This is a genomic window from Coleofasciculus sp. FACHB-542 (assembly GCF_014695825.1).
Lineage (GTDB): Bacteria > Cyanobacteriota > Cyanobacteriia > Cyanobacteriales > FACHB-T130 > FACHB-T130.
Genome location: NZ_JACJPB010000041.1, coordinates 260,922 through 283,286, shown reverse-complemented (window position 1 = coordinate 283,286; position 22,365 = coordinate 260,922). Strand labels below are relative to the sequence as shown.

18 protein-coding genes and 1 tRNA gene are annotated in these 22,365 nt (G+C 48.2%); 8 read left to right on the top strand and 11 right to left on the bottom strand.

The genetic code is table 11. From position 1 onward, the window contains the following. Positions 1-161: 161 nt before the first annotated feature. Together nadC and argS are read left to right on the top strand one after the other, a co-directional pair. A complete protein-coding gene (gene nadC / locus H6F52_RS15810; RefSeq protein ID WP_190536030.1) occupies positions 162-1,091 on the top strand; it encodes a carboxylating nicotinate-nucleotide diphosphorylase in 930 nt (309 codons plus the stop codon). Further along, entirely contained in the window at positions 1,075-2,832 is a 1,758-nt protein-coding gene (gene argS / locus H6F52_RS15805) for an arginine--tRNA ligase (protein ID WP_190536015.1), read from the top strand. Before nadC ends, argS begins: the two co-directional genes overlap by 17 nt. Positions 2,833-2,899: 67 nt before the next feature. Here the strand turns inward: argS and def are convergent, their stop codons facing one another. Further along, positions 2,900-3,436 (bottom strand): peptide deformylase, encoded by a 537-nt coding sequence (gene def / locus H6F52_RS15800; RefSeq protein ID WP_190536014.1) that lies wholly within the window; start codon positions 3,434-3,436, stop codon positions 2,900-2,902. A gap of 80 nt (positions 3,437-3,516) precedes the next feature. On the opposite strand from def, the gene dnaA reads away from it, so the two are divergent. Together dnaA and dnaN are read left to right on the top strand one after the other, a co-directional pair. Continuing rightward, the gene (dnaA, locus tag H6F52_RS15795) at positions 3,517-4,899 is read left to right on the top strand and encodes a chromosomal replication initiator protein DnaA (RefSeq protein ID WP_190536013.1); all 1,383 of its coding nucleotides are present in this window, start codon (positions 3,517-3,519) and stop codon (positions 4,897-4,899) included. Between the two features lie 417 nt (positions 4,900-5,316). Continuing rightward, positions 5,317-6,489: a DNA polymerase III subunit beta gene (dnaN, locus tag H6F52_RS15790; protein ID WP_190536012.1), complete on the top strand. Its 1,173-nt coding sequence runs from the start codon at positions 5,317-5,319 to the stop codon at positions 6,487-6,489. Here dnaN and H6F52_RS15785 read toward each other — a convergent pair. The 6 genes from H6F52_RS15785 to H6F52_RS15760 all read right to left on the bottom strand — a co-directional run bounded on the left by H6F52_RS15785 (position 6,486) and on the right by H6F52_RS15760 (position 11,131). Next, on the bottom strand, positions 6,486-7,925 hold the full coding sequence (locus H6F52_RS15785) for a trypsin-like peptidase domain-containing protein (RefSeq protein WP_190536011.1): 1,440 nt from the start codon (positions 7,923-7,925) through the stop codon (positions 6,486-6,488). The two genes, dnaN and H6F52_RS15785, sit on opposite strands and share 4 nt — an antisense overlap. A gap of 128 nt (positions 7,926-8,053) precedes the next feature. Continuing rightward, the gene (locus tag H6F52_RS15780) at positions 8,054-8,539 is read right to left on the bottom strand and encodes a PD40 domain-containing protein (protein WP_190536029.1); all 486 of its coding nucleotides are present in this window, start codon (positions 8,537-8,539) and stop codon (positions 8,054-8,056) included. 215 nt (positions 8,540-8,754) lie between these two features. Beyond that, positions 8,755-9,279 (bottom strand): PD40 domain-containing protein, encoded by a 525-nt coding sequence (locus H6F52_RS15775; RefSeq protein ID WP_190410187.1) that lies wholly within the window; start codon positions 9,277-9,279, stop codon positions 8,755-8,757. A gap of 2 nt (positions 9,280-9,281) precedes the next feature. After that, positions 9,282-9,776, bottom strand: coding sequence for a PD40 domain-containing protein (locus tag H6F52_RS15770; protein ID WP_199292210.1), 495 nt, complete (start codon positions 9,774-9,776; stop codon positions 9,282-9,284). Positions 9,777-9,939: 163 nt separating this feature from the next. Continuing rightward, entirely contained in the window at positions 9,940-10,770 is an 831-nt protein-coding gene (locus H6F52_RS15765; RefSeq protein ID WP_190536010.1) for a Ycf66 family protein, read from the bottom strand. Positions 10,771-11,011: 241 nt separating this feature from the next. Beyond that, the gene (locus H6F52_RS15760; RefSeq protein WP_190410189.1) at positions 11,012-11,131 is read right to left on the bottom strand and encodes a photosystem II reaction center X protein; all 120 of its coding nucleotides are present in this window, start codon (positions 11,129-11,131) and stop codon (positions 11,012-11,014) included. Positions 11,132-11,402: 271 nt separating this feature from the next. On the opposite strand from H6F52_RS15760, the gene H6F52_RS15755 reads away from it, so the two are divergent. Then, positions 11,403-11,696, top strand: coding sequence for a YggT family protein (locus H6F52_RS15755; protein WP_190410190.1), 294 nt, complete (start codon positions 11,403-11,405; stop codon positions 11,694-11,696). A 64-nt stretch (positions 11,697-11,760) separates the two neighbouring features. Here H6F52_RS15755 and accC read toward each other — a convergent pair whose 3' ends face one another. Next, positions 11,761-13,113 carry an acetyl-CoA carboxylase biotin carboxylase subunit gene (accC, locus tag H6F52_RS15750; RefSeq protein ID WP_190410191.1) on the bottom strand — a complete coding sequence of 451 codons (1,353 nt, stop codon included), beginning with the start codon at positions 13,111-13,113 and terminating at the stop codon, positions 11,761-11,763. Positions 13,114-13,305: 192 nt separating this feature from the next. On the opposite strand from accC, the gene H6F52_RS15745 reads away from it, so the two are divergent. Beyond that, positions 13,306-13,386, top strand: a tRNA-Leu gene (locus tag H6F52_RS15745). 167 nt (positions 13,387-13,553) lie between these two features. Then, a complete protein-coding gene (locus H6F52_RS15740) occupies positions 13,554-14,177 on the top strand; it encodes a chorismate lyase (RefSeq protein ID WP_190536009.1) in 624 nt (207 codons plus the stop codon). 260 nt (positions 14,178-14,437) lie between these two features. Here the strand turns inward: H6F52_RS15740 and purF are convergent, their stop codons facing one another. From purF to pdhA, 3 genes are all read right to left on the bottom strand, one after another. After that, positions 14,438-15,931 (bottom strand): amidophosphoribosyltransferase, encoded by a 1,494-nt coding sequence (purF, locus tag H6F52_RS15735; RefSeq protein ID WP_190536008.1) that lies wholly within the window; start codon positions 15,929-15,931, stop codon positions 14,438-14,440. Positions 15,932-16,095: 164 nt separating this feature from the next. Further along, complete coding sequence (gene purL / locus H6F52_RS15730; RefSeq protein WP_190536007.1) at positions 16,096-18,453, bottom strand: phosphoribosylformylglycinamidine synthase subunit PurL; 2,358 nt, start codon at positions 18,451-18,453, stop codon at positions 16,096-16,098. 185 nt (positions 18,454-18,638) lie between these two features. Then, positions 18,639-19,673: a pyruvate dehydrogenase (acetyl-transferring) E1 component subunit alpha gene (pdhA, locus tag H6F52_RS15725; protein ID WP_190410195.1), complete on the bottom strand. Its 1,035-nt coding sequence runs from the start codon at positions 19,671-19,673 to the stop codon at positions 18,639-18,641. A 169-nt stretch (positions 19,674-19,842) separates the two neighbouring features. On the opposite strand from pdhA, the gene H6F52_RS15720 reads away from it, so the two are divergent. Further along, positions 19,843-22,281 (top strand): IMS domain-containing protein, encoded by a 2,439-nt coding sequence (locus H6F52_RS15720; RefSeq protein ID WP_190536005.1) that lies wholly within the window; start codon positions 19,843-19,845, stop codon positions 22,279-22,281. Positions 22,282-22,365 lie beyond the last annotated feature (84 nt).

The following is a 22,365-nucleotide window of genomic DNA, read 5'->3' as shown; positions in this document are numbered from 1 at the left end:
GCTTGCTCTCCCGACCGCTTTATTAATGTAGCAACCACGAACCGCTTCTGTCAACTGTTTTGAAAAACTTTTTTGGAAAACTCTCAAAATCCCCAAGGGCGCAGCTTTTGGGCTAAGTTGGTTGGGCAAGCTTTTAGAAAAATTAGGGGAAAACTGAAGTGGTGAGTCCCAGGGCTGTTCTACCTCCCTCGATCCTATTAGACCCGATGTTACGCAGCTGGTTGTTGGAGGATGTCGGTCGCGGCGATCGCTCGAGTCAAGGTTTGTTAGGCAACAAGGTACGTGTGGGGCAAGCTGAGTGGACTGCTAAGGAGGCAGGAGTCATTACCGGATTGCCGATAGCTAGTCGGATATTCCAACTGTTGAACGATAGAGTCAGTTTTGTTGCTGTTGTCGCTGAGGGGGAACAGTGCCAGCGAGGACAGTTGGTTGCTCGCGTTGATGGCTCGCTAGAGGCGCTGCTGCTCGGAGAACGAGTTGCTTTAAACCTAGCTATGCGTTTGAGTGGGATTGCTACACTCACCCGTAAGTATGTTGAGCAAATTGCGGATTTGCCAGCTCAATTGGTGGATACTCGCAAAACGACTCCGGGGCTGAGAATTTTAGAAAAGTACGCGACACAGGTGGGGGGAGCGATGAACCACCGAATGGGGTTAGATGATGCTGTGATGATCAAGGATAATCACATTGCTGTGGCTGGAGGGATTGCCAAGGCGATCGCTCGTATCCGCTCCCAAATGCCCTATCCATTGACTATAGAAGTAGAAACCGAAACCCTGGCTCAAGTGAAAGAAGCCTTACAGCACGGTGCTGATATCATCATGCTGGACAATATGCCGCTGGAGATGATGCGGCAGGCAGTGCAGATAATTCGCCATAGCAATAACCGGATCAAAATTGAAGCATCGGGCAACGTTACTCTAGAAACTATTCGTGCTGTGGCTGAAACTGGCGTAGACTTCATCTCCAGTAGCGCCCCGATTACTCGCTCAACATGGCTCGATTTGAGTATGAACATAGACGTTAGTACGATGGAGGAGAGAAGTACGCTGCCTGAGGTTTCGGCAAAACCCAATGAACTCTACCCTTGAACAACTTAAAAATAGATTTGAGCAGGCTTTAGTTGCCGCTTTCGGCAGTGACTATGCTGGGGTAGACCCAATGCTAGTGCCTGCTAGCAATCCTAAATTTGGTGATTATCAATCCAATGGGGCAATGTCCTTAACTAAAAAGTTGGGTCAGCCGCCACGAGCGATCGCCCAAAAAATCGTTGAGTATATAGATGTCACCGATTTCTGTCGTCCGCCAGAAATTGCGGGTCCTGGTTTTATCAATTTCACCCTGAAACCAGAATATTTGGAAGCGCAGCTAAGTGCTATTCAGGCAGACTCCCGATTGGGTGTCAGCAAGGCAAAACATCCCCAGCGGGTAGTGGTGGATTTTTCTAGCCCTAATATTGCTAAAGAGATGCACGTTGGGCACTTGCGTTCAACGATCATTGGAGATTGCATTGCCCGAACTTTGGAATTTCAAAATCACGATGTTTTGCGTCTGAATCATGTAGGCGACTGGGGAACCCAGTTTGGAATGCTAATTGCCTACTTGAGAGAAGTTTGTCCAGAAGCTTTGACAACTGCTAATGCGATAGATTTGGGCGACTTAGTGGCTTTCTACCGCAAAGCAAAACAGCGGTTTGATGAGGATGAGAAGTTTCAAGAAACTGCCCGACAAAAAGTCGTCAAGTTACAAGCGGGTGACGAAGAATCCCGCCGGGCATGGCAGCTGCTGTGCGAACAGTCTCGGCAGGAGTTCCAGATTATCTACGATCGGCTTGATGTCCATCTGACAGAACGAGGGGAATCTTTCTATAACCCCTTGCTAGCCGGAGTAGTGGAAGACCTCGCTCAGTTGGGCTTGCTCGTGGAAGACAATGGGGCTAAATGCGTATTTCTGGAAGGGTTTACCAACAAAGAAGGTGAACCTTTGCCCATGATTGTCCAAAAGTCTGATGGAGGCTATAACTACGCCACTACTGATTTGGCAGCCTTACGCTACCGGATTGAACAAGATCGAGCCGATCGGATTATCTACGTTACGGATGCTGGACAAGCCAATCACTTTACTCAAGTGTTTCAGGTAGCGCAACGGGCTGGCTGGATTCCAGATAATTTAGAGTTGGTACATATCCCCTTTGGTTTGGTGCTGGGGGAAGATGGAAAGAAGCTGAAAACTCGCTCTGGAGAAACGGTGCGGTTAAGAGATTTGCTGGATGAAGCGATCGCGCGTGCCCGTGCTGATTTAGAAACCAGACTGAAAGAAGAAGGTCGAGAGGAAACAGAAGAGTTCATCACCCATGTTGCTAAAGTGATTGGCATGAGTGCGGTTAAGTACGCCGACCTCAGCCAAAACCGCACTAGCAACTACGTCTTTAGCTATGACAAGATGTTGTCTCTCCAAGGCAATACCGCACCTTACCTGCTTTATGCCTATGTACGAGTACAGGGAATTAGCCGTAAAGGCAATATTGACTTTGAACAGTTGGGAATGAATGCCAAAATTCTGTTGCAGGAAGAAACAGAATTAGTGTTAGCGAAGCATTTACTACAACTGAGCGAAGTTCTCAGTGACGTTGAGCAAGATTTACTGCCCAATCGCCTTTGTCAATATCTATTTGAACTGAGCCAAAAGTTTAATCAGTTCTATGACCAGTGTCAGGTGCTTAAAGCGGAGGAACCCGTGCGGACATCTCGGTTGGTTTTGTGCAATCTAACAGCGCGAACTTTGAAGTTAGGATTATCTCTACTTGGCATTTCTGTGCTAGAGCGTATGTAGGCAGGGTGGAAGCGATCGCTCACGCTTCTAATCAGTCAAACCAAACAATCGTCAACAATCTAGGATATCAGTGCTGCTGTTGAACAATTCGTTGCTGATATTCCTGTTCGGTCATCATCTCTTGCGTGCTTTGTAAACGATCTACAAACACGATGCCATCCAGGTGATCGGATTCGTGTTGAAAAATTCGGGCGACAAAATCTGTGAACTGTTGACGATGCAATTTACCATCCCGACTGGTGTATTCCACATCAATCGCCTGATATCTGGGAACCAACCCTCGAATTCCTGGAATGCTGAGGCACCCTTCCCAGCCTTTCACCACCTCATCAGAGTGAGCAATGATGCGAGGATTTATTATGGCGGTTGGTTCCATCTCAGGAGCGGCGGGATACCGAGGATTCGGACGAGATGCGACGATGAACAAGCGATAAGATTGAGCTACCTGGGGTGCTGCAATGCCAACACCGCTTGCTTGAACAACGGTTGTAATTAGGTCATCAATCAGCTTTTGGATCTGTCCAGAGTGGACATTTTCAATAATTTGAGCTTGTTGGCGCAGGATGGGATTTCCCAGTTGAGTAATTGGCAGGATTTCAGCCATAGTTGAGACTGGTTTAAAAGAGCGATCGCTCTTCACAAGAATGGATAATACTATTCTGCACAAAGCCGTAGAGGTGAGGCGTGGATATTTCTCTTGAACAGCTCTGGAGCCAAGTGCTAGAGCGTCTACAGCTACAACTGAGCCGTCCTACCTTTGAAACGTGGATCAAAACTGCCAGCGCTCAAGAGCTGGAAAATAACTGCTTGGTGATTTGCACACCTAATCCGTTTGCCCGGAATTGGTTGCAGAAATATTACATTAAAACAATTGCTGATGTCGTACAAGATATTCTGGGACAGCCGGTGGAAATTCACATCACGGTTGCCAAAGGAAATGAAATCTCTAGCGCTGATGATACCGAAATTTCTTGGTCGATGCCTAGAGAAACCAGTGTCCCCGAAATTTCCCCTAACCAGCGACCCAGACCGACCGAATTAAATCCTAAATACGTTTTTTCACGCTTTGTTGTTGGCTCTAATAATCGGATGGCTCATGCAGCTTCTTTAGCTGTGGCAGAATCTCCAGGGCGTGAGTTTAATCCATTATTTTTGTGTGGAGGTGTTGGACTAGGAAAAACTCACTTAATGCAAGCAATTGGGCATTACCGTTTGGAAATTCACCCAGATTCTAAAATATTTTATGTTTCTACTGAGCAGTTTACAAATGACTTGATTGCAGCAATTCGTAAAGACAGTATGCAACGGTTTCGAGAACATTATCGAGCTGCCGATGTACTGTTGGTGGATGATATTCAATTTTTAGAAGGAAAGGAATATACTCAAGAAGAATTTTTTCATACTTTTAATACTTTACATGAAGCTGGAAAGCAAGTAGTAATCGCTTCTGACCGCCCTCCTAATCAGATTCCTCGCCTGCAAGAACGCCTTTGTTCCCGCTTTTCTATGGGATTAATTGCCGATATCCAGCGCCCAGACTTAGAAACACGGATGGCAATTTTACAAAAAAAGGCAGAATATGAAAATATGCGATTACCGAGAGATGTTATTGAATATATAGCGACTAACTATACTTCAAATATTCGAGAATTGGAGGGCGCTTTAATTCGGGCTGTGGCTTATATTTCAATTTCCGGTTTGTCTATGACTGTCGAAAACATTGCCCCAGTTTTAAATCCGCCTGCTGAAAAGGTAGCGGTTTCTCCAGAGGCGGTAATCATAGCGATCGCAGAAACTTTTGATCTTCGCATTGAAGATTTAAAAAGTAATTCTCGCCGTCGAGAAATTAGCTGGGCGCGACAAATTGGTATGTATTTAATGCGTCAGCACACAGATTTGAGTTTACCCAGGATTGGTGAGGAATTTGGGGGTAAAGATCACACCACAGTAATGTATAGCTGCGAGAAAATTACTCAATTAAAGGATAGCGATCCTGATGTAGCTAGAACGCTACGCCAACTTAGCGATCGCATCAATTTTGCTAGCAGAAGCCAAAATAAATCCTGATACTCCTCTCACAGCTAGTCAGCAGCCGTTGATTTAAGTTTTTGGAAACTACTTATAAAGAATGATTCACCTCCAGAAGGGTTGTGGAAAACTCCTAGTTTTCTGTGGAAAAGCTTGTGGTAAAGCCGTGAAAAACTTTGTGTCATTAGTGAAAAACAATGACAAGTATAAATACCTTGTGGAAAAAAGAGTCGCTTTTCCACAAGGTTCCCACAATTCATTAGAGCTGCTAAAACATTCACGGGAAATTCATTTGACAACATTTTCCACATTTTCCACAGCTTCAGCAGTTTTGCCTAAAGCAGGTAAGCAGGGTAATCTGGATTGCTGAGGACAAGGGTGCTACGATCTCCTTCTGTGCCAAAAGTACCGCGCTATGAGCGTCGTTTGGCTGAACAACTCCAAGGTTGAACATCTATGAAACTGGTTTGCACCCAAAACGATCTCAGTACCAACCTTTCTCTCGTCAGCCGAGCAGTGCCATCGCGCCCGACACATCCTGTCCTCGCAAATGTCAAGCTGGAAGCTAACAAAAAAACTCAGCTCGTCAGTTTGACGGCATTCGATCTCAGCCTTGGCATTCAGACCAGCTTTCCCGCACAAGTGGAAGAGGAAGGTTATCTCACTTTACCCGCTAAGCTGTTAAACGATATTGTTTCCCGTCTAGCAGAGGGAGAAATTACTTTAGAGGATAAAGGGGAGGAAGGGACAAGTGAAGGGATTATTGCCACACTGACTTCTGCCTCTGGGCGTTATAAAGTCCGGGGTATGACCGCAGAAGAATTTCCAGAACTGCCAGTAATAGAAAATGGCGAAGCTGCTCAATTGCCTGCCGCTGCATTAATTGATGGCTTGCGGGGTTCCTTATTTGCCACCAGTCCAGACGAAACGAAGCAGGTTCTCACGGGCATCCATTTAACAGTCAAACCAGAGTATCTTGAATTTGCCGCGACAGATGGTCATCGTTTATCGGTTGTCGAAACGACTAACCAAGGTCAAACGGATGAAGAACCCTCTGAGGCGATTAGTCAGGCAGCTCCGTTAGAAGTCACGATTCCAGCACGGGCACTGCGAGAACTAGAACGAATCTTAGGAATGCGCCAGTCGGCGGAAGCGATCGCTCTCCATCTTGACCAAGGACAGGTTGTATTTGAGTTAGCCGATCAACGTTTGACTAGCCGCACCCTAGAAGGTCAATATCCCGCCTATCGTCAGTTGATTCCCCAACAATTTGAGCGGCAGGTGACAATCGATCGGCGTCAGTTGCTCAATGCATTAGAACGAATTGCTGTACTAGCTGACCAAAAAAATAATATTGTCAAATTCACGATAGACACCACCAACCAGCAGATTGCTTTATCAGTGGAAGCACAAGATGTTGGTAGCGGGCGCGAATCTCTGCCTGCACAGATATCCGGAAAGGATCTAGAGATTGCCTTCAATATTACCTATCTCAGAGATGGACTGAAGGCGCTGCAATCCTCCGAGATTCAAATGCAAATGAATACAGGGAATAGCCCGGTGATTTTGACACCGCTAGGAGGTCTCAAAATGACTTACTTAGTGATGCCGGTGCAGATTCGCGCTTAACGAATTGTTAAGAGATAGCGACCTCGACCGCGCGGATTTGAGGCGGTAGCGATCGCTCGATAAACGCCTGTTCGGGGTAAAGTCACACTCATCTGAGAATTGGGATTGCTGCGGCTGATGTTATCATTCTCAGCAATCTTCCGACCATTTTGATCGACCAAAATCAGATAGGTATCAAAATCAGGACTGGCGAGTGCGATCGTCAGAGGCTGACCGGCACGACCTTGAAAGGAATATTCCTGAAACAAACTGCCATCAGAAAGCACCTTGGCACCCCGACCCAAAACGCCCGCTTGCCGCATCAGCAAGCGATTTTGGGAAGTTTGATAGCGATCGCCTCCGGCAGCCGCCATTGCTCGAAGACGGTAAGCACCTACTTGTCTTCCCTCAGAGGAATTGGCAATGATTAGATAAGTGCCACTTGCAGGCAGTGTCGCCACAAGGCTAGCGTTTCCCCTACCGCCCCTATCATCGTCTTGTGCAACTTCATTGCCATTGGGGCCAAGCAGAATTAAGTAGGAATCAATCTGCTGACTCGCCATATCAATTCTGACTTGCTGACCAGCTCTCCCCTGAAAGGTGTAAAGGTCAAAATAGCTATTATCCGCTCGGAGAACATTATCACCACTGCCAAGAGTGGCGTTAATCACCGTACCATTCAAAGCAATGGGCTGAGGCGGTTGTCTTCCAGAAGCGGGTTGTTGCCGTTGAGCAGTGGTAGGGGCGCGTCCTTGGCGCACAGCGGTCAAGAACGGCTGTACCCGATCTACAGAAATCGCAAATCCAATGCCAATGTTTCCCGCAGTCTGACCGCTGGTAAAAATAGCAGTATTGACGCCAATCAATTCTCCTTGGCTATTGAGAAGAGGACCACCGGAATTGCCTGGGTTGATCGCTGCATCGGTTTGGATTAAACCGCGCTGTTGGTCAATCCGGCTAACAATACCAACGGTGAAGGTTCCTTGAAATCGACCAAAAGGATTCCCAATCGCAAATGCCCGCTGACCGACTTGTACAGAGTTTGGAGGAGCGATCGCTACGGTGGGCAAATTGTTCTGTCCGCGAATTTTCAGAACGGCTAAGTCTAGACTGCTGTTAGCAAAAGCAATGATATCGGCTGGAAGTTTTCTACCATCTGAGAGAATAACGGTGACAGTTTGGCGACCATTTGCCACAACGTGAGCATTGGTCAATACCAGGCCGTCTCGGCTAATGATGCTACCGCTGCCGCTACCGTCACCAGCCTGGATGGATACCACTCCTGGACTAGCGCGTCTATAAACCTGAATATTTGTTTGTTCTTCAGCGTCTTGGGCAACAGCGATATTTGACTGTTGCCAGTTAAAGGGAACGATTGCGTCGATTGCATTAGCACCAATGGCAGCGGCGGCTGCGATGATGCCCGAAGTGGCAATACGCAGAACTTTGGTACTCATTATGTTAATTTTTTAAGCTTTTTTGACTGTTCTAGCATATTTAGTAGCGATCGCTCTCAAGCAAAGCTCCTTCTATAGAAGAAGCATCTGATCCGCTCGTGCAGGATCTCGCCAATTTCATCGAGCTTCTACTGTTGTAAAGAGCCAGAATTTGTTGCTGAAGTTCCTCTTTCTACAGTTGCAATATGCCATTGCCCTAGCTGGCTAGTTTCAAACGCGACGTAGCGACCATCACCGGAAATAGTGGGATGGCGTACCGAGCCTCGGATGCGGCTAGTGAGCAATTCGGAGCGTTGAGTTTGACGGTCGTAGACAAAGATATCCGTCTTGCCTCGTTCGCTAGAAACATAAGCAATAAATCGACCATCAGCATTCAAAGCGGGTTGATCCTGTCTGGAGTCGCGACGATTGATATTGGGAAGATCAACGAGACGGCGTTGCTGCAAGTCGTAAAGGAAAATGTCTCGATTATTATTGCGGTCAGAAGCAAAGGCGAGATAGCGACCGTCACTGCTGTAGGCGGGATATTCGTCAGGGGTCTGGCTGTTGATACCGCCAGTCAGTATTTGCGGCGGGTTGAAGAGCTGGGTATCAAGACAACCAGTTAGCCCCATTGTGAATAAAATCGTTAGCCAGCGCCAGTTAATTAGCCATTTCATATCACTTGCGCCTAAATACCTGATGACTGTAGCTGTGAAGTGCGACTACACGAATCAAGCCTGCCTTTATAGGCTAAAAAAATCCCCTGATTCGCCAAAGCTGTGTATTCAGATAAGCGGGTATTGACTTTTTCCAACCATTCCTTCCCAAATACTCAGCACTTTTATCCTCAAGGAGGTGCTGGAAGATTCAGCGTTTGTCCAGAGCGATCGCTAACTACAATATCCCACTGACCATTTTCACTAGATTCAAAGGCAATAGTACTGCCATCAGCGCTAATCGTTGGATTTCGCACTTCTGCTTGCACGTTTTCCGCGAGATTCCTTAACTGGCGAGTTTCCCGGTCATAGAGGTAGATTCCCGACCGACCCTGACGACTTGCAGCAAAGACAATGTAACGACCATCAGCGGAAACAGCAGGGTTAGATGCGATCGCATCCAGGGAATTTAATCCAGGCAAATCAATCAAACGCCGATCCACCGTGTCGAAAAGGTAAACATCCTGACTGCTGCGCCGGTCAGAAATTAGCACAATGTACCGACTGGCGATTTGAGGATTAATGTCAGAAGCTGGGCTATTTAAACTTCGCCCTGCTGAATCAAAGGGAAAACTCATAAGACGACCTGAGCCAGTACAACTACTCAATAAACTGGCTAAGGTAACAAATACTGATAGAAAAAGGTTACGTTTCACGCTCAGGGAGAGGCAGATGGACTGCCATCGGGGATATCTAACTCAATATTAGGCCCCCGGTCTAGCACCTCTACATCCCACTGACCGCGACTGCTGCTTTCAAAGGCAATATAGCGACCATCTGGACTAATGCTAGGATTTCGCACCCAACCGCGATAGCCCATTGTAAGAATTTGTGAGGATTTGGTGCTGCGATCGTAAAGTTCAACTTCCGGGCGTCCTTGGTCGCTGGCAATGTAGACAATGTAACGACCGTTCTGACTGAGACTGGGATTTTCTGCGATCGCGTCTTGCCGGTTCAAGCGCGGTACATCTACAAACTGTCGCTGTTGCAAGTCATACAGCCAAATCTGTCGGCTGCCATTGCGGTTAGAAACAAAGGCAAGCAACCGACCATTGCCGCTCAAAGCCGGTTGCTCATCTGTATAACGACTGTTGAGGGCAACTGGTCCTGTTGAGCGATTGACTGGGGTACAGGCAACGACTAACCCAGCCATGCTAAACCAGATTCCCCATTTGACCCAGGTATGGATTCCCAGACCGCACGTCAATCTTTTCACGTCAAAGTTGCATTGTTGCTTGCAAAAGTAACCCGACCCAATGAACCAGATGCGTCTCATGAAACGCGGGGCAGACACGAAGACACCGCCCTTACTAGACTCATTCTTGGTCAAAATTGCTGGAGTTGCCGCCTTCGTCTTCCGGGTAGTCTATGGGTTTGTAGTCTACATAGTCGGTTGGGGTTGCTTCTACATCTTCCCTGCTCTCTCGATTAGGCGATCGCTCCGATGATTCTCCCCTAGGTGGACGACTTCTTCTTGGCTTGGCAGCAGTCTCTGGATCTCGGCTGGGTGGACGAGTCGAGCTAGGACGGCTACTGCGAGACGGTTTTTCCTCCCATGTGTCTGAGACTTCCCAATCGTCCGGTTGTTCGGTTGGGCGAGTTTCTGTTGGACGGGGACGACGCTTGCGAGGACGGTCTCCTTGTCCCAGCCTTTCAGGATTACTATTACTAGGATTACTGTTACTCCGACTGGATGGACGGCGACGCGGTTCATCGTCGTAAGCCTCTACCGTTCGGCTATTGCGAGATTCTTGCGTTCCCCGAATCCGGCGTCTCGGTGGTTCCTCATCCATCGGTTCGAGTTGATCCAACTCGGCTCGATACACGCGGCTTACGGGACGATCGTCATCGACAATTTGCGTATTTCGCTTTGCAACCTCCGTCGCCACTCCACGCATCCGAATACTTTCAAATGCAAAAAAGATAGCAGAGCCGGTCAACAGAAATTGACCGAATTGCAAAATCGGATCGAGTCGCCATCCTTGAAATAAAAGAATGAAGCCGCACAAGAGACCGACCGCTGCAAAAAAGATATCGTGATCTCGCGCTAGCTCTGGACGCACGGTACGCAGAAAGTACAGTGCTGCCCCTGCCACTGCCAGAAAAATACCCAGAAGACTGGCTGAGTTAAGCCCGAAGTTTACCATTGCTGTTTTCCCAAGACAAATCTATGTTAACGAGTTAACCGCAGAAATTGGTACGCAGGTTGGGAATTTTAATTCTAAGTATCCTGGGTCAGCAGGAGATACGAGCGGGCAGAAACTGGCTTGCTGCAATTCGCATCAGCTCTTCTCCCTTTAACATATAAAACCTCAGTTTTTTTAGAGCGAGCAACTAACTTAATAATTACTCTCTCGATAAACTGAGGTTTCCGGCTGTTCCGACAATCTAGGAACGTTGGATTTTATCCTTCTGACTAATAAAAATCAGTGCCACGGTGGCTGGGATGACAACAATTACAGCACCCCAGAGCAGACTATAGAGAAAATTCGCTAATGAAGGCGTCATTTTTTTTCGCTCGCTTTGACAACGATTTCTTTTGATCAATTTTAACGATATGTTATGAACTTGAGAAGCCTATTTGTCGCTTCATTTTGTTTTTACGTCTCTTATACCCCTGTAGCAGTCTGACTGAATAGGATTCAGCGCCACACTGCGTTAGAATAATGAGAGATTTGGTTACAAAACTTTAACTATAATGCCTTGCCGCGTCAGTTGCATGACAAATACGCGACACGGCTAAAGTTTTGACGCCTGGAAATTTCTTGATTAAGAACCAATGGACGCTGTTTCGCTTGCTAGCTGGATTCTTGGCCCGCTTGTGGGCTTGATGACTTTGTTGTTTATCTTTCGGATCGTCCTTACCTGGTATCCCCAGATAGACCTAAATCGACTTCCCTTTAACTTAATTGCTTGGCCTACAGAACCTTTTTTAGTGCCATTGCGGAAAATTGTGCCGCCTATCGGTGGTGTAGACATTACCCCAATCGTTTGGGTGGGGATCTTTAGCCTAGTGCGAGAGATTCTCTTGGGTCAGCAAGGGCTACTGACGATGTTTGCTCATACTCATTGAGGTGCTTCCGACGAGGTTAGTAAGAGTGGGTAACGGAAAAAATTACCGATTACCCACTCCTTACTTACTGCTGGGACTGCATTAACTGCTCAACAAAATTGGTATAAACCTCGCCTTGTAAAAACTCCGGTGTCTCCATAATTTTTTGATGGAAGCCAATGGTTGTGGGCAAACCCGTGATGGCACACTCCCGCAATGCCCGTTTCATCCGCTTAATTGCAGTAGGGCGATCGCTACCCCAAACAATTAACTTACCAATCAGGGAGTCATAGTAAGCAGGGATTTCGTAGTCCGTGTAGACATGAGAATCCATCCGAACACCAAAGCCGCCAGGAGGCAGATAGCCGCTGATCCGCCCCGGATGAGGACGGAAGTTGTGGTCGGGGTCTTCCGCATTGATTCGACATTCAATGGCATGGCCTCGGAGAACGATTCGATCTTGAGTCAGCGACAATTTCTCCCCTTGAGCAATGCGGATTTGCTCGGCAATCAAGTCTAACCCAGTGATCATTTCTGTCACCGGGTGTTCGACTTGAATCCGAGTATTCATTTCCATGAAATAAAATTCCCCAGAGGGTGCAAGCAGAAACTCAACAGTCCCGGCACCCGTGTAGTTGATAGACTTAGCAGCCATGACAGCGGCAGTGCCCATTTTTTGGCGCAGTTCTGAACTGAGAACTGGACTAGGGGCTTCTTCTAGTAACTTTTGATGACGCCGTTGGATAGAGCAATCGCGTTCACCCAGGTGAATTACGTTGCCGTAGCTATCGGCTAGGATTTGAAATTCGATGTGGCGGGGACGTTCAATAAATTTTTCCAGATAGACGCCTGGATTGCCAAATGCAGCTTCTGCTTCTCCCTGTGCAGCTTGGAAGAGCTTGACGAGTTCGCTTTCTTCCCGCACCAAACGCATTCCTCGCCCTCCACCTCCGGCGGTGGCTTTGATCATGACAGGATAGCCGATTTCATCCGCGATCGCTAATGCTTCCCGATCGGACATTAATATCCCATCACTTCCCGGCACTGTAGGCACACCCGCCCGTTGCATCGTTTCTTTCGCAGTGGATTTGTCGCCCATTGCCCGAATCGCTTCCGGCGTTGGGCCAATGAAAGAAATCTGGTGATCCGCGCAGATTTCCGCAAATCGGGCATTTTCTGCTAAAAAACCATAGCCCGGATGAATAGCGATCGCATTGCGCGTCAAAGCTGCCGCAATAATATTGGGAATATTCAGATAACTTTTGATACTCGGGGGTTCACCAATGCAAACGGCTTCGTCAGCCAGTTGCACATGAAGGGCGTGTCGATCGATCGTCGAGTGAACTGCAACAGTCGCAATCCCCATTTCTTCGCAGGTACGGAGAATGCGGAGAGCAATTTCCCCTCGGTTAGCAATTAAAATCTTTGAAAAACGCATCTTCTAGTTTTTAGAGAAATGGGGTAGCGCAAGGAACAATCATTATTATTTCAGGATGTTGCCTTCAGCATCAGTACAATATATAGATCGCATCACCTCGCATTAGAACAGTTATTGATACTGATTGAAAGTCTTGTTTCTTCCAAAGAGAACGAAATTGCCTCAAAGATGATACAATTGGTATATATGCAAGCGGATGTGGCGGAATTGGTATACGCGCACGTTTGAGGGGCGTGTGGCTTTGCCTTGCGAGTTCGAGTCTCGCCATCCGCATTACTTTTTCAGTTCTCAGTGCTGCAAGCGCATCAACGCATAGTATGCACTGAGAACTGAAATTGCAAAAGAACTAAACTCACCACTCAATTTTTTTTGCGGGAATAGGTTTCCGGCAAGAAATTGTTTATGATTTTATATAAGAAAATGAAGTTTTGTAAAGAGCTTTGACTTCAACTGTTATACCTACAAACAGCATTAGCCTACCAAGAAATTGGTATGCTCTCAGCCCGCTTTGGCAGGGAGGCGAAGAAGTGGTGCAGCAAGGACTGCCTCACACACAGCTAGCACCAGCATGGCAGATGCTTTTACTGGGAGATGGCTCCCCGACGCGCCACCTGCAACTTTTGACGGGTGAACCAACAGAAGTAGATGTCATTGATATGTCGCCTGTTGGCATGGATGCTGATGCAGCACCCAATCAAATCCAGGCTGTACCAGGACCTAGGTTGCGACGACAGGTATGGCTGCGTACTACCTCCGGTCAGCGGCTGGCTTACGCGACTTCCTGGTGGGAAGCCAGTCATGTAGATGAGTATTTACAAAACCGTTCCTTGCCAATTTGGGCAAGTTTGGCTCGCCTGCGTACCGAGTTATATCGGGATGTCCAGGGAATTTACTACGGTCAGTCCGATGCTTTAGAATCTGCCTTTGGACAAACAGGACCATTCTGGGGGCGTCACTACCTATTTTGGCATCATGGGCGTCCGCTGACGCTGATTTATGAAGTTTTTTCACCCTATTTGACAAACTACTTGGGGCCAATGCAGCCGGTGAAGCCAGGGGATTAATTAGAGAGACTTCATTAATTTGTAGGATGGGTAGAGCAGGAGCGAAACTATCGAACCTTTGTCAATGTTGGTTTGACAATGTTGGGTGGACAATCGCCCAAACTTCAAAATGACGGAGTTTTATTCAGTTCTCCCATCTTCTTGACACTCTCCGGCATAAATACGCGAAACAAACATAAAGTGAAAAACTTACACGGGAATGAAGTTTTGACCTCTTTCCTGTGTAAGTTTTTCAAACTTATTTAACCACTGACAAAAAGCTAACAGCTAGCTGCTTTTTCCAACATCAGCTTAGAACGCTTAACTTGCTCTGGAATTGAAATGGGATAGTCACCCGTAAAACAAGCAGAACAAAAATTGTTGGGATCTTCGCCGGTAGTTTTTAACATTCCCTCGCGGCTGAGATACGCTAGCGAGTCTACACCTATTTGTTCGGCAATTTCTTCGACTGACTTTGTTGCCGCAATCAACTGATCTTGGCTATCCGTGTCAATGCCATAAAAGCAGGGATGAGTTACGGGTGGAGAGGAAATTCGCATATGAACCTCGGTGGCACCAGCATCTCTGAGGGCTTTGACAAGTTTGCGGCTAGTCGTTCCTCGCACGATAGAGTCGTCAACAATAACGACTCGTTTCCCACTCAGCACATCTTTAAGAGGATTGAGTTTCATCTTGATGCCACACTCTCGCATTGCCTGAGTCGGCTGGATGAAAGTGCGACCAACATAGCGATTTTTAATCAATCCCTCGGCGTAAGGAATACCGGATGCTTGGGAAAACCCAATCGCGGCGGGAATGCCGGAATCGGGTACGCCAATAATGATATCGGTATCCGCTGGAGATTCCTGAGCGAGTTGCCGTCCTAAGCGCAGCCGGTAGCTATAGAGACTCTCGTCATGCATGACGCTATCCGGACGAGCAAAGTAAATCATTTCAAAGATGCATAGTTTCCGCTTGGGTTGTTCTGCCCAGAAGAAGGAAGCCATACCTTCTTCGGTAATCCAAACTAACTCGCCCGGTTCAACATCCCGCAGGTACTCAGCCCCAATAATATCTAAGCCACAAGTTTCTGATGCGAGGACATAGCGCTGAGGATTCGTGTTTAAAATGCCAATCACTAAGGGACGAATACCGTTAGAGTCGCGGGCACCTATTAAGCCGTCTGGCGTTCCGATTGCCAGACTAAAGGCTCCTTCGCATTGCTGAAAAGCTCGAATCGATCCTTCTAACCAGTCTTTGCCTGCGTTAACTTCTTCCGCGATCGCAAAGGCAATCATCTCAGAATCCGTCGTCGTGACTAAGTTACAGTCGCGTCGCAACAACTCTTCCCGCAGTTTCCCCGTATTGACTAAATTTCCATTGTGTGTAAGCGCAAGGGTTCCTAACCGAGTCTCTACAACTGCTGGCTGAGCATTAACAACGCGGCTGGAACCCGTCGTGGAGTAACGGGTATGACCAACTGCCAAGTTCCCTGGTAGCTGGTTCAAGATGGATTCGTTGAAGACTTGGGAAACCAAGCCCATCTCTTTGTGTAAATGAACCTGCTTGCCGTCAAAAGCGGCAATACCAGCAGATTCCTGACCCCGGTGCTGTAACGCATACAAACCAAAATAGGTCAGTTTGGCGACATCTTCACCTGGTGCATAAACCCCAAAAACGCCACAGGCTTCCTCTGGCTTATCAGGTCGCTGATCGTTCAAGTGGTTAGACTCAGCTGGAGACTCATCGCTTGCAAAGGGATGGTTGGGAATCATGTGAGAACTTGGCTCCTACTTGTTGAGGCAGAGAAAAACTAACCAGGCTTAGTAATTCTTAATAATCTCATAACAAAGCGTTAATGTCGCTAGCCGAAGACATAGACCAGGAATTTAGCTCTGTCTGGGTCAGCGATTTCTGGAAGTAAATTGGGGAAGGTTGGCTAAACGGTTAAACGGCGTTGGATAGCATTGTGATAAGCATCGCCCATTTTCTTAATGCTAACGTCTATCAAAGTTTGGCTTTGAGTCGTAAAAACCCGTAACTCGCTGTCCGGTTTTCCGACACGACCCATTTGTTCCCAGCAATCTTCCAGTTGCTCCTTTAAATAGGATTCCCAAATTTCTTGGTGTTCTTGCACGACAGAAACTAAAATTCGCGCTCCCCCTTCACCAAAAAGGATAGAATCCCAGCGTACAGAGGGTTCTGGAGGAAGTTTCCAGTGAATTTCGGCTCCCAAATGGCTAGCGATGCAAGCTTCCGAGAGAGCGATCGCAACTCCTCCCTCAGCACAATCGTGAGCTGAGCGAATCCAACCTTGACGAATTCCCTCCCGGCAAGCAGCTTGTACCCGACGTTCCAAATCAAAATCTACGGTGGGCGGTTTACCGGCGACAATGTCATGAATGGCTGACAAATACTCGGAAGCACCTAACGTGACTCCCTCTGGTGAATCCAACCGTCGTCCCAGTAAATAAATTAAATCTCCCTCGGCTTGCCAAGCTTGGCTGCAAACTCGTGTAATGTCAGGAATTAACCCCACCATCCCCACTACGGGCGTTGGATAAATTGGCTGGGGATTTCCGTTAGCGTCTAGGGTTTCATTGTAGAGAGACACGTTGCCGCCAGTCACCGGCGTTCCCAATTCCCGACAAGCTTCCGCGATTCCCCGACAAGCATTTGCCAGTTGCCAATAACCTATCGGCTTTTCTGGACTCCCAAAATTTAGGTTATCCGTGACCGCTAAAGGTTCGGCTCCCACACAACTAAGATTACGAGCCGCTTCTGCAACGACTGCCTTGGCTCCTTCATAAGGGTCAAGATAGACGTAACGAGCATTGCAATCGACAGTGGCAGCCACCCCTTTATTGTTCTCCTGATTAATAGAGTAATTTGGAGAGGGTTCCAGCGGACGCACCCGCACCACGGCTGCATCTGCCCCACCTGGAACAATCACAGTATTGTTTTGCACCTGATGGTCGTACTGACGATAAACCCAACGCTTAGAGGCAATTGTCGGAGTATCTAACAAAGTCAAGAGAATCTCATTCCAGGTGAGAGAACGACCTTGAATTTCAATGCCAGCGCTGGTACAAGTCGGAAGGCGATCGCTTGTCCACTCCCAAGCTAGACGAGCATACTCAGGAGGTTCTGCTAACAATTCTCGGTGATAGATTGGCGTATTATCTGCTAGAGCCGTTGCTGGAATTTCTGCCGCTACGCCGCCTTGAAACAGAATCCGCACAATCGGCTGTTCAATCACCGTGCCTGCTACAACTGCTTGCAGACCCCAGCGATGGAAAATATCAATCAACTCCTGTTCGCGCCCCTTGTAGGCAACAAACAACATCCGTTCCTGAGATTCGGATAGTAAATATTCATAAGGCACCATCCCCGTTTCCCGCACTGGAATTTTGTCTAAATCCAGTTCAATTCCGACACCACCTTTAGCCGCCATTTCTGACGTGGAACAGGTAATACCCGCTGCACCCATATCCTGCGCGGAAGCAACAGCACCCGTTTTAAATGCTTCTAGGCAAGCTTCAATGAGGGATTTTTCTAGAAAAGGGTCCCCCACTTGTACCGCTGGACGGTCATCCATCGACTCATCACTAAGTTCCGCACTGGCAAAACTTGCCCCGCCCATACCATCTCGCCCAGTTGTAGAACCTACATACAGGACTGGATTTCCAATCCCTACGGCTCCAGATGTGACAATTTCCGGAGTTTCCATCAATCCCAGTGCCATGACATTTACCAGGGGATTGCCCGAATAAGCTGGATCAAAATAAACTTCACCGCCCACAGTCGGGACTCCCACACAATTGCCATAATGGGAGATTCCCGATACCACACCATTGAACAGTCGCCGCGTCTTGGCATCTTCCAGAGAACCAAAGCGAAGAGAGTTTAACAAGGCGATGGGACGCGCACCCATTGTAAAAATATCCCGGAGAATCCCGCCGACTCCCGTCGCCGCCCCTTGAAACGGTTCAACTGCTGAGGGGTGATTGTGAGATTCGATTTTAAATGCGAGTTGCAGTCCGTCGCCCAAGTCTACAACACCAGCATTTTCTCCTGGCCCGACGAGAATGCGATCGCCTTCTGTCGGAAACTGCTTGAGTAATGGTCGTGAGTTCTTGTAGCAGCAATGCTCCGACCACATGACGCCGAACATCCCTAACTCAGCTTTATTCGGATGACGCCCTAGCCGTTGGACAATGTCTTCGTATTCTTCTGGTTTTATACCTTCTGCGGCAATTTCTTCGGGGGTAAACGGAGCGGATGAGATTGTAGACATGGAACCCTTGCACGAACGGCACAGGGTTATTGTATCGATATTTCCCCGCTACTTATGCGGTAAATGTGCTTGTAACTTTAACGGATATAAAATTGTGTCAATTTTAAGGAGTTTTAAAGCGCATCTAAAAAAATAGAGTAGGCATTGCCTACCCTATATTTGACTACCGTTATTAACGCTAACTGTTAATCATCACCGGCAAAAATATAACGGTACAGTTCGCTAGGATCGGGTTCTGGGCTTTCCTCGGCAAACTTCACCGCATCGTCGATGACGGCTTGGATTTTCCGGTCAATTTCCTTGAGTTCTTCTTGGTCTACCAGATTGTGTTCTACAAGATGAGCAGCCAACTTTTTGATTGGATCGCGGGCGAACCAATATTCCTTCTCATTTTTAGAACGAAGTTCGTCAGGGTCAGCGAGAGAGTGACCTCGGAAGCGATAGGTTAGGGCTTCAATCAAGGTTGGCCCTTCACCCGCACGGGCACGCGCGATCGCTTCCTGGGCGACTGCACGAACTGCTAACACGTCCATCCCATCGACCTCAACACCTGCCATACCAAAGGCATGGGCTTTCTTGAAAATTTCTGGTACAGAAGTTGCCCGTTCGTGCGCCATACCAATTGCCCACTTGTTGTTTTCCACAACATACAAAATTGGCAGTTTCCACAGCGCCGCCATGTTCAAACATTCAAAAAATTGACCGTTATTCGCTGCACCGTCGCCAAAAAAGCAGGCGGTTACTTGATCGGAACCGGCATCTCCCAAGGCTTCGCGGCGGTACTTACTGGCAAAAGCCGCACCCGTAGCAACAGGAATCCCTTCAGCCACAAAAGCATAACCTCCCAGCAGTTTATGCTCCGAGGAAAACATATGCATCGAGCCGCCGCGCCCTTTACTACAGCCGGTTGCCTTACCAAACAACTCAGCCATTACCTCTTTTGCAGGCACCCCAGCACTCAGAGCATGAACGTGGTCGCGGTAGGTGCTGGAAACATAATCCTCATCTTGGCGCATTGCCTTGATGACGCCAGTTGACACAGCCTCTTGACCGTTATATAGGTGGACAAAACCAAACATTTTGCCCCGGTAGTACATCTCGGCGCACTTATCTTCAAAAAACCGCCCCAAGACCATGTCCTCGTAAAGGATCAATCCTTCTTCTTTGGTGATTTGGGTTTGATCGGCGTGAAAGACGGGTAAAATGCGTTCCTGAACCATTGATTTAAGGGATAAACTTGACGTGATTGGTTGAACGGCGGTTTTTATCTACCAAGATAAGCTTCTACTATAGAAGCTAGGGGGTATAATTATCGCACCTATTCTATCGTTTATGTTCGCTCGTACAGATACAGATTAATTTAGTTGCCTGGGGCTGAGGAAGTAGACTGTGAGAATTCCGCTCGATTACTACCGGATTCTGGGCCTGCCGATTCAGGCTACGGCTGAGCAGTTGCAGCAAGCGTATCGCGATCGCGCTCTGCAACTTCCTCGACGAGAGTATTCAGAAATCACGATCGCCGCCCGAAAACAACTGCTAGACGAAGCTTACGCGATTCTGTGCGATCCAGAACAGCGTTCCGCTTACGACGCTACATTTCTGACAAAAACATACGACCTGGATTCAGAATCAGGAACAGCAACTCGTCAGGAAGGAAATGGTACAGCAGACACCGACCTTGACCCTTATACGCCCAGCATCGAAATTCAAGATGAGCAATTCGTTGGGGCATTGCTGATCTTACAGGAGCTAGGAGAATACGAACTGGTGCTGAAGCTGGGACGTCCCTTCCTCAGCCGTGCTAGCACCAGTATCGAAAAGGGTCGTTTGGGCAACCCTCAGCTAGTGCAACCAGATATTGTGTTGACGCTGGCATTGGCATGTCTGGAACTAGGCCGAGAGCAATGGCAGCAAGGTCAATATGAAAACGCCGCCACCTCCCTAGAGACGGGTCAAGAATTACTATTGAGAGAAGGTATCTTTGCCAGCCTGCGGGGTGAAATTCAGGCGGATCTTTACAAGCTTCGCCCGTACCGAATTTTGGAATTACTCGCGAGTAGTGAAGACAAAGTAACCGAACGCCGTAAAGGATTGCAGCATTTGCAAGAAATGTTGCAAGAACGCGGCGGCATTGATGGCACCGGAGACGATCAATCGGGACTGAACATTGATGACTTTCTCCGCTTCATTCAGCAGCTGCGGAGCTACTTGACCTCCGCCGAACAGCAGAATCTATTTGAAGCAGAAGCGCGTCGTCCCTCGGCAGTGGCTACCTATTTAGCGGTTTATGCTTTACTAGGTCGCGGGTTTGCCCAACGACAGCCGGGTCTAATTAGACAAGCTAAGCAGATGCTGATGCGCTTAGGCAAGCGTCAGGATGTGCATTTGGAACAGGCGGTGTGCGCTCTCCTTCTCGGTCAGACGGAAGAAGCCAGTCGCGCCTTGGAACTCAGCCAAGAGTACGAACCCCTCGCCTTCATTCGAGAACATTCTCAGGGTGCCCCAGACTTGTTACCTGGGTTGTGTTTGTACGGGGAGCGTTGGTTGCAAGCAGAAGTGTTTCCCCACTTCCGAGATTTGGCATCGGTGCGAGCTTCTTTAAAAGATTACTTTGCCGATGACCAGGTTCAGGCTTACTTAGAAGAATTGCCAGTAGAGGAAGATACAACCAATGAGTGGGCGGTATTGCCGACTCAGCAAGTATCTTATGCTGCGACTCCCGTCTCGCGAGGGACAAGTGACTCCCCGGGATTTCGCAGGCCGGAGAGTGTGGTATCTCGCTCCAGTGGGCGGAACGGCAGTGGAGAGAATGGGGGCAGGATGAGCGATGCGGCATCAAGCAACGCGCCCTTGCGTCCCAATGCTGAAGAAAGTTCCTCGCGCGATCGCCTTCAACAATTGGTGGAACAGCAATCTGGTGCGGCTCATCGAACGGCGACAATGACCGCTACAATCGATCGCCCGCAAACAGGGGGAGGATCGAATTTACCGGCGGCAGAACGAGTTTCTCGGTCTCCAGAACCAGAAGGCAACGATCCGGGCTTGGCTGGGGATTCTGCCTCGAAGCGTCAGCGCCGCCGAGGGAATTCACCGGAACAAAATGAACAACCACGGGCAACAATCGCGAGTCGGTTGCGGAGACCAGATTCTGTGTCCAAGGCATCCCCCACAGGAGGAGATGTATCAGCTCGTCGTTCAGGCGGTCGTCTTCAACGTTCTACAGCTTCCTTGCGCTCGGCAAAAACCGGACGGCTTCTTTTACTGGGACTTGCCGGGCTTCTCAGTTTGGGAGTCTTGCTAATGCTAGCGATCGCTGCTTTCGGTTGGCTCCAGAGAAGTTTGTCTGGCCCGCTCTTAGAAGGAGAGCAACCAATGGTACAGCTAGCTGCGCCTCCAGTACCTATTCCCGAACCAGGCAGTAAACTACTGAGTCCATCTGGCCCTCTAACCCAGGAGACGGCTCGACAATTGGTTCAGATTTGGCTTGCTAGTAAAGCCGATGCCTTGGGTGAAGAGCATAGCGTCGAAAAATTACAGCAAATCCTTGCCGATCCCGCTTTATCTCGTTGGCAAAAACGTTCTCAAAGCACAAAGAACAGTAACTCGTACTGGAAGTACAGGCACAAGGTCGAGGTGAAATCTGTTGAAATGAGCGATCGCAATCCCGATCGCGCCAAAGTGGATGCACAGGTGAATGAAGCCGCAGACTTCTATAAAGCAGGTAAGCTCAATCAAGCTTCTTCCTATGATGAAAGCCTGCGCGTGCGCTATGACCTGGTACGCAAGGATAGTCAGTGGCTGATCCAGGACATGAAGGTTCTGAGGTAGTCATTGGGGATTAGTCATTAATCGGCTCGTCATCAGGCGACCGATTGTTAACGCTTGACCCGTGGCTGATGACCAGTGGCTAAT

Excerpts from the sequence above, each read along its gene's own strand:
- argS (WP_190536015.1), top strand. The coding sequence starts at position 1,075 with ATGAACTCTACCCTTGAACAACTTAAAAATAGATTTGAGCAGGCTTTA.
- def (WP_190536014.1), bottom strand. The coding sequence starts at position 3,436 with ATGGCTGAAATCCTGCCAATTACTCAACTGGGAAATCCCATCCTGCGC.
- dnaN (WP_190536012.1), top strand. The coding sequence starts at position 5,317 with ATGAAACTGGTTTGCACCCAAAACGATCTCAGTACCAACCTTTCTCTC.
- H6F52_RS15785 (WP_190536011.1), bottom strand. The coding sequence starts at position 7,925 with ATGAGTACCAAAGTTCTGCGTATTGCCACTTCGGGCATCATCGCAGCC.
- H6F52_RS15780 (WP_190536029.1), bottom strand. The coding sequence starts at position 8,539 with ATGGGGCTAACTGGTTGTCTTGATACCCAGCTCTTCAACCCGCCGCAA.
- H6F52_RS15770 (WP_199292210.1), bottom strand. The coding sequence starts at position 9,776 with ATGGCTGGGTTAGTCGTTGCCTGTACCCCAGTCAATCGCTCAACAGGA.
- H6F52_RS15765 (WP_190536010.1), bottom strand. The coding sequence starts at position 10,770 with ATGGTAAACTTCGGGCTTAACTCAGCCAGTCTTCTGGGTATTTTTCTG.
- H6F52_RS15760 (WP_190410189.1), bottom strand. The coding sequence starts at position 11,131 with ATGACGCCTTCATTAGCGAATTTTCTCTATAGTCTGCTCTGGGGTGCT.
- H6F52_RS15755 (WP_190410190.1), top strand. The coding sequence starts at position 11,403 with ATGGACGCTGTTTCGCTTGCTAGCTGGATTCTTGGCCCGCTTGTGGGC.
- accC (WP_190410191.1), bottom strand. The coding sequence starts at position 13,113 with ATGCGTTTTTCAAAGATTTTAATTGCTAACCGAGGGGAAATTGCTCTC.
- purF (WP_190536008.1), bottom strand. The coding sequence starts at position 15,931 with ATGATTCCCAACCATCCCTTTGCAAGCGATGAGTCTCCAGCTGAGTCT.
- purL (WP_190536007.1), bottom strand. The coding sequence starts at position 18,453 with ATGTCTACAATCTCATCCGCTCCGTTTACCCCCGAAGAAATTGCCGCA.
- pdhA (WP_190410195.1), bottom strand. The coding sequence starts at position 19,673 with ATGGTTCAGGAACGCATTTTACCCGTCTTTCACGCCGATCAAACCCAA.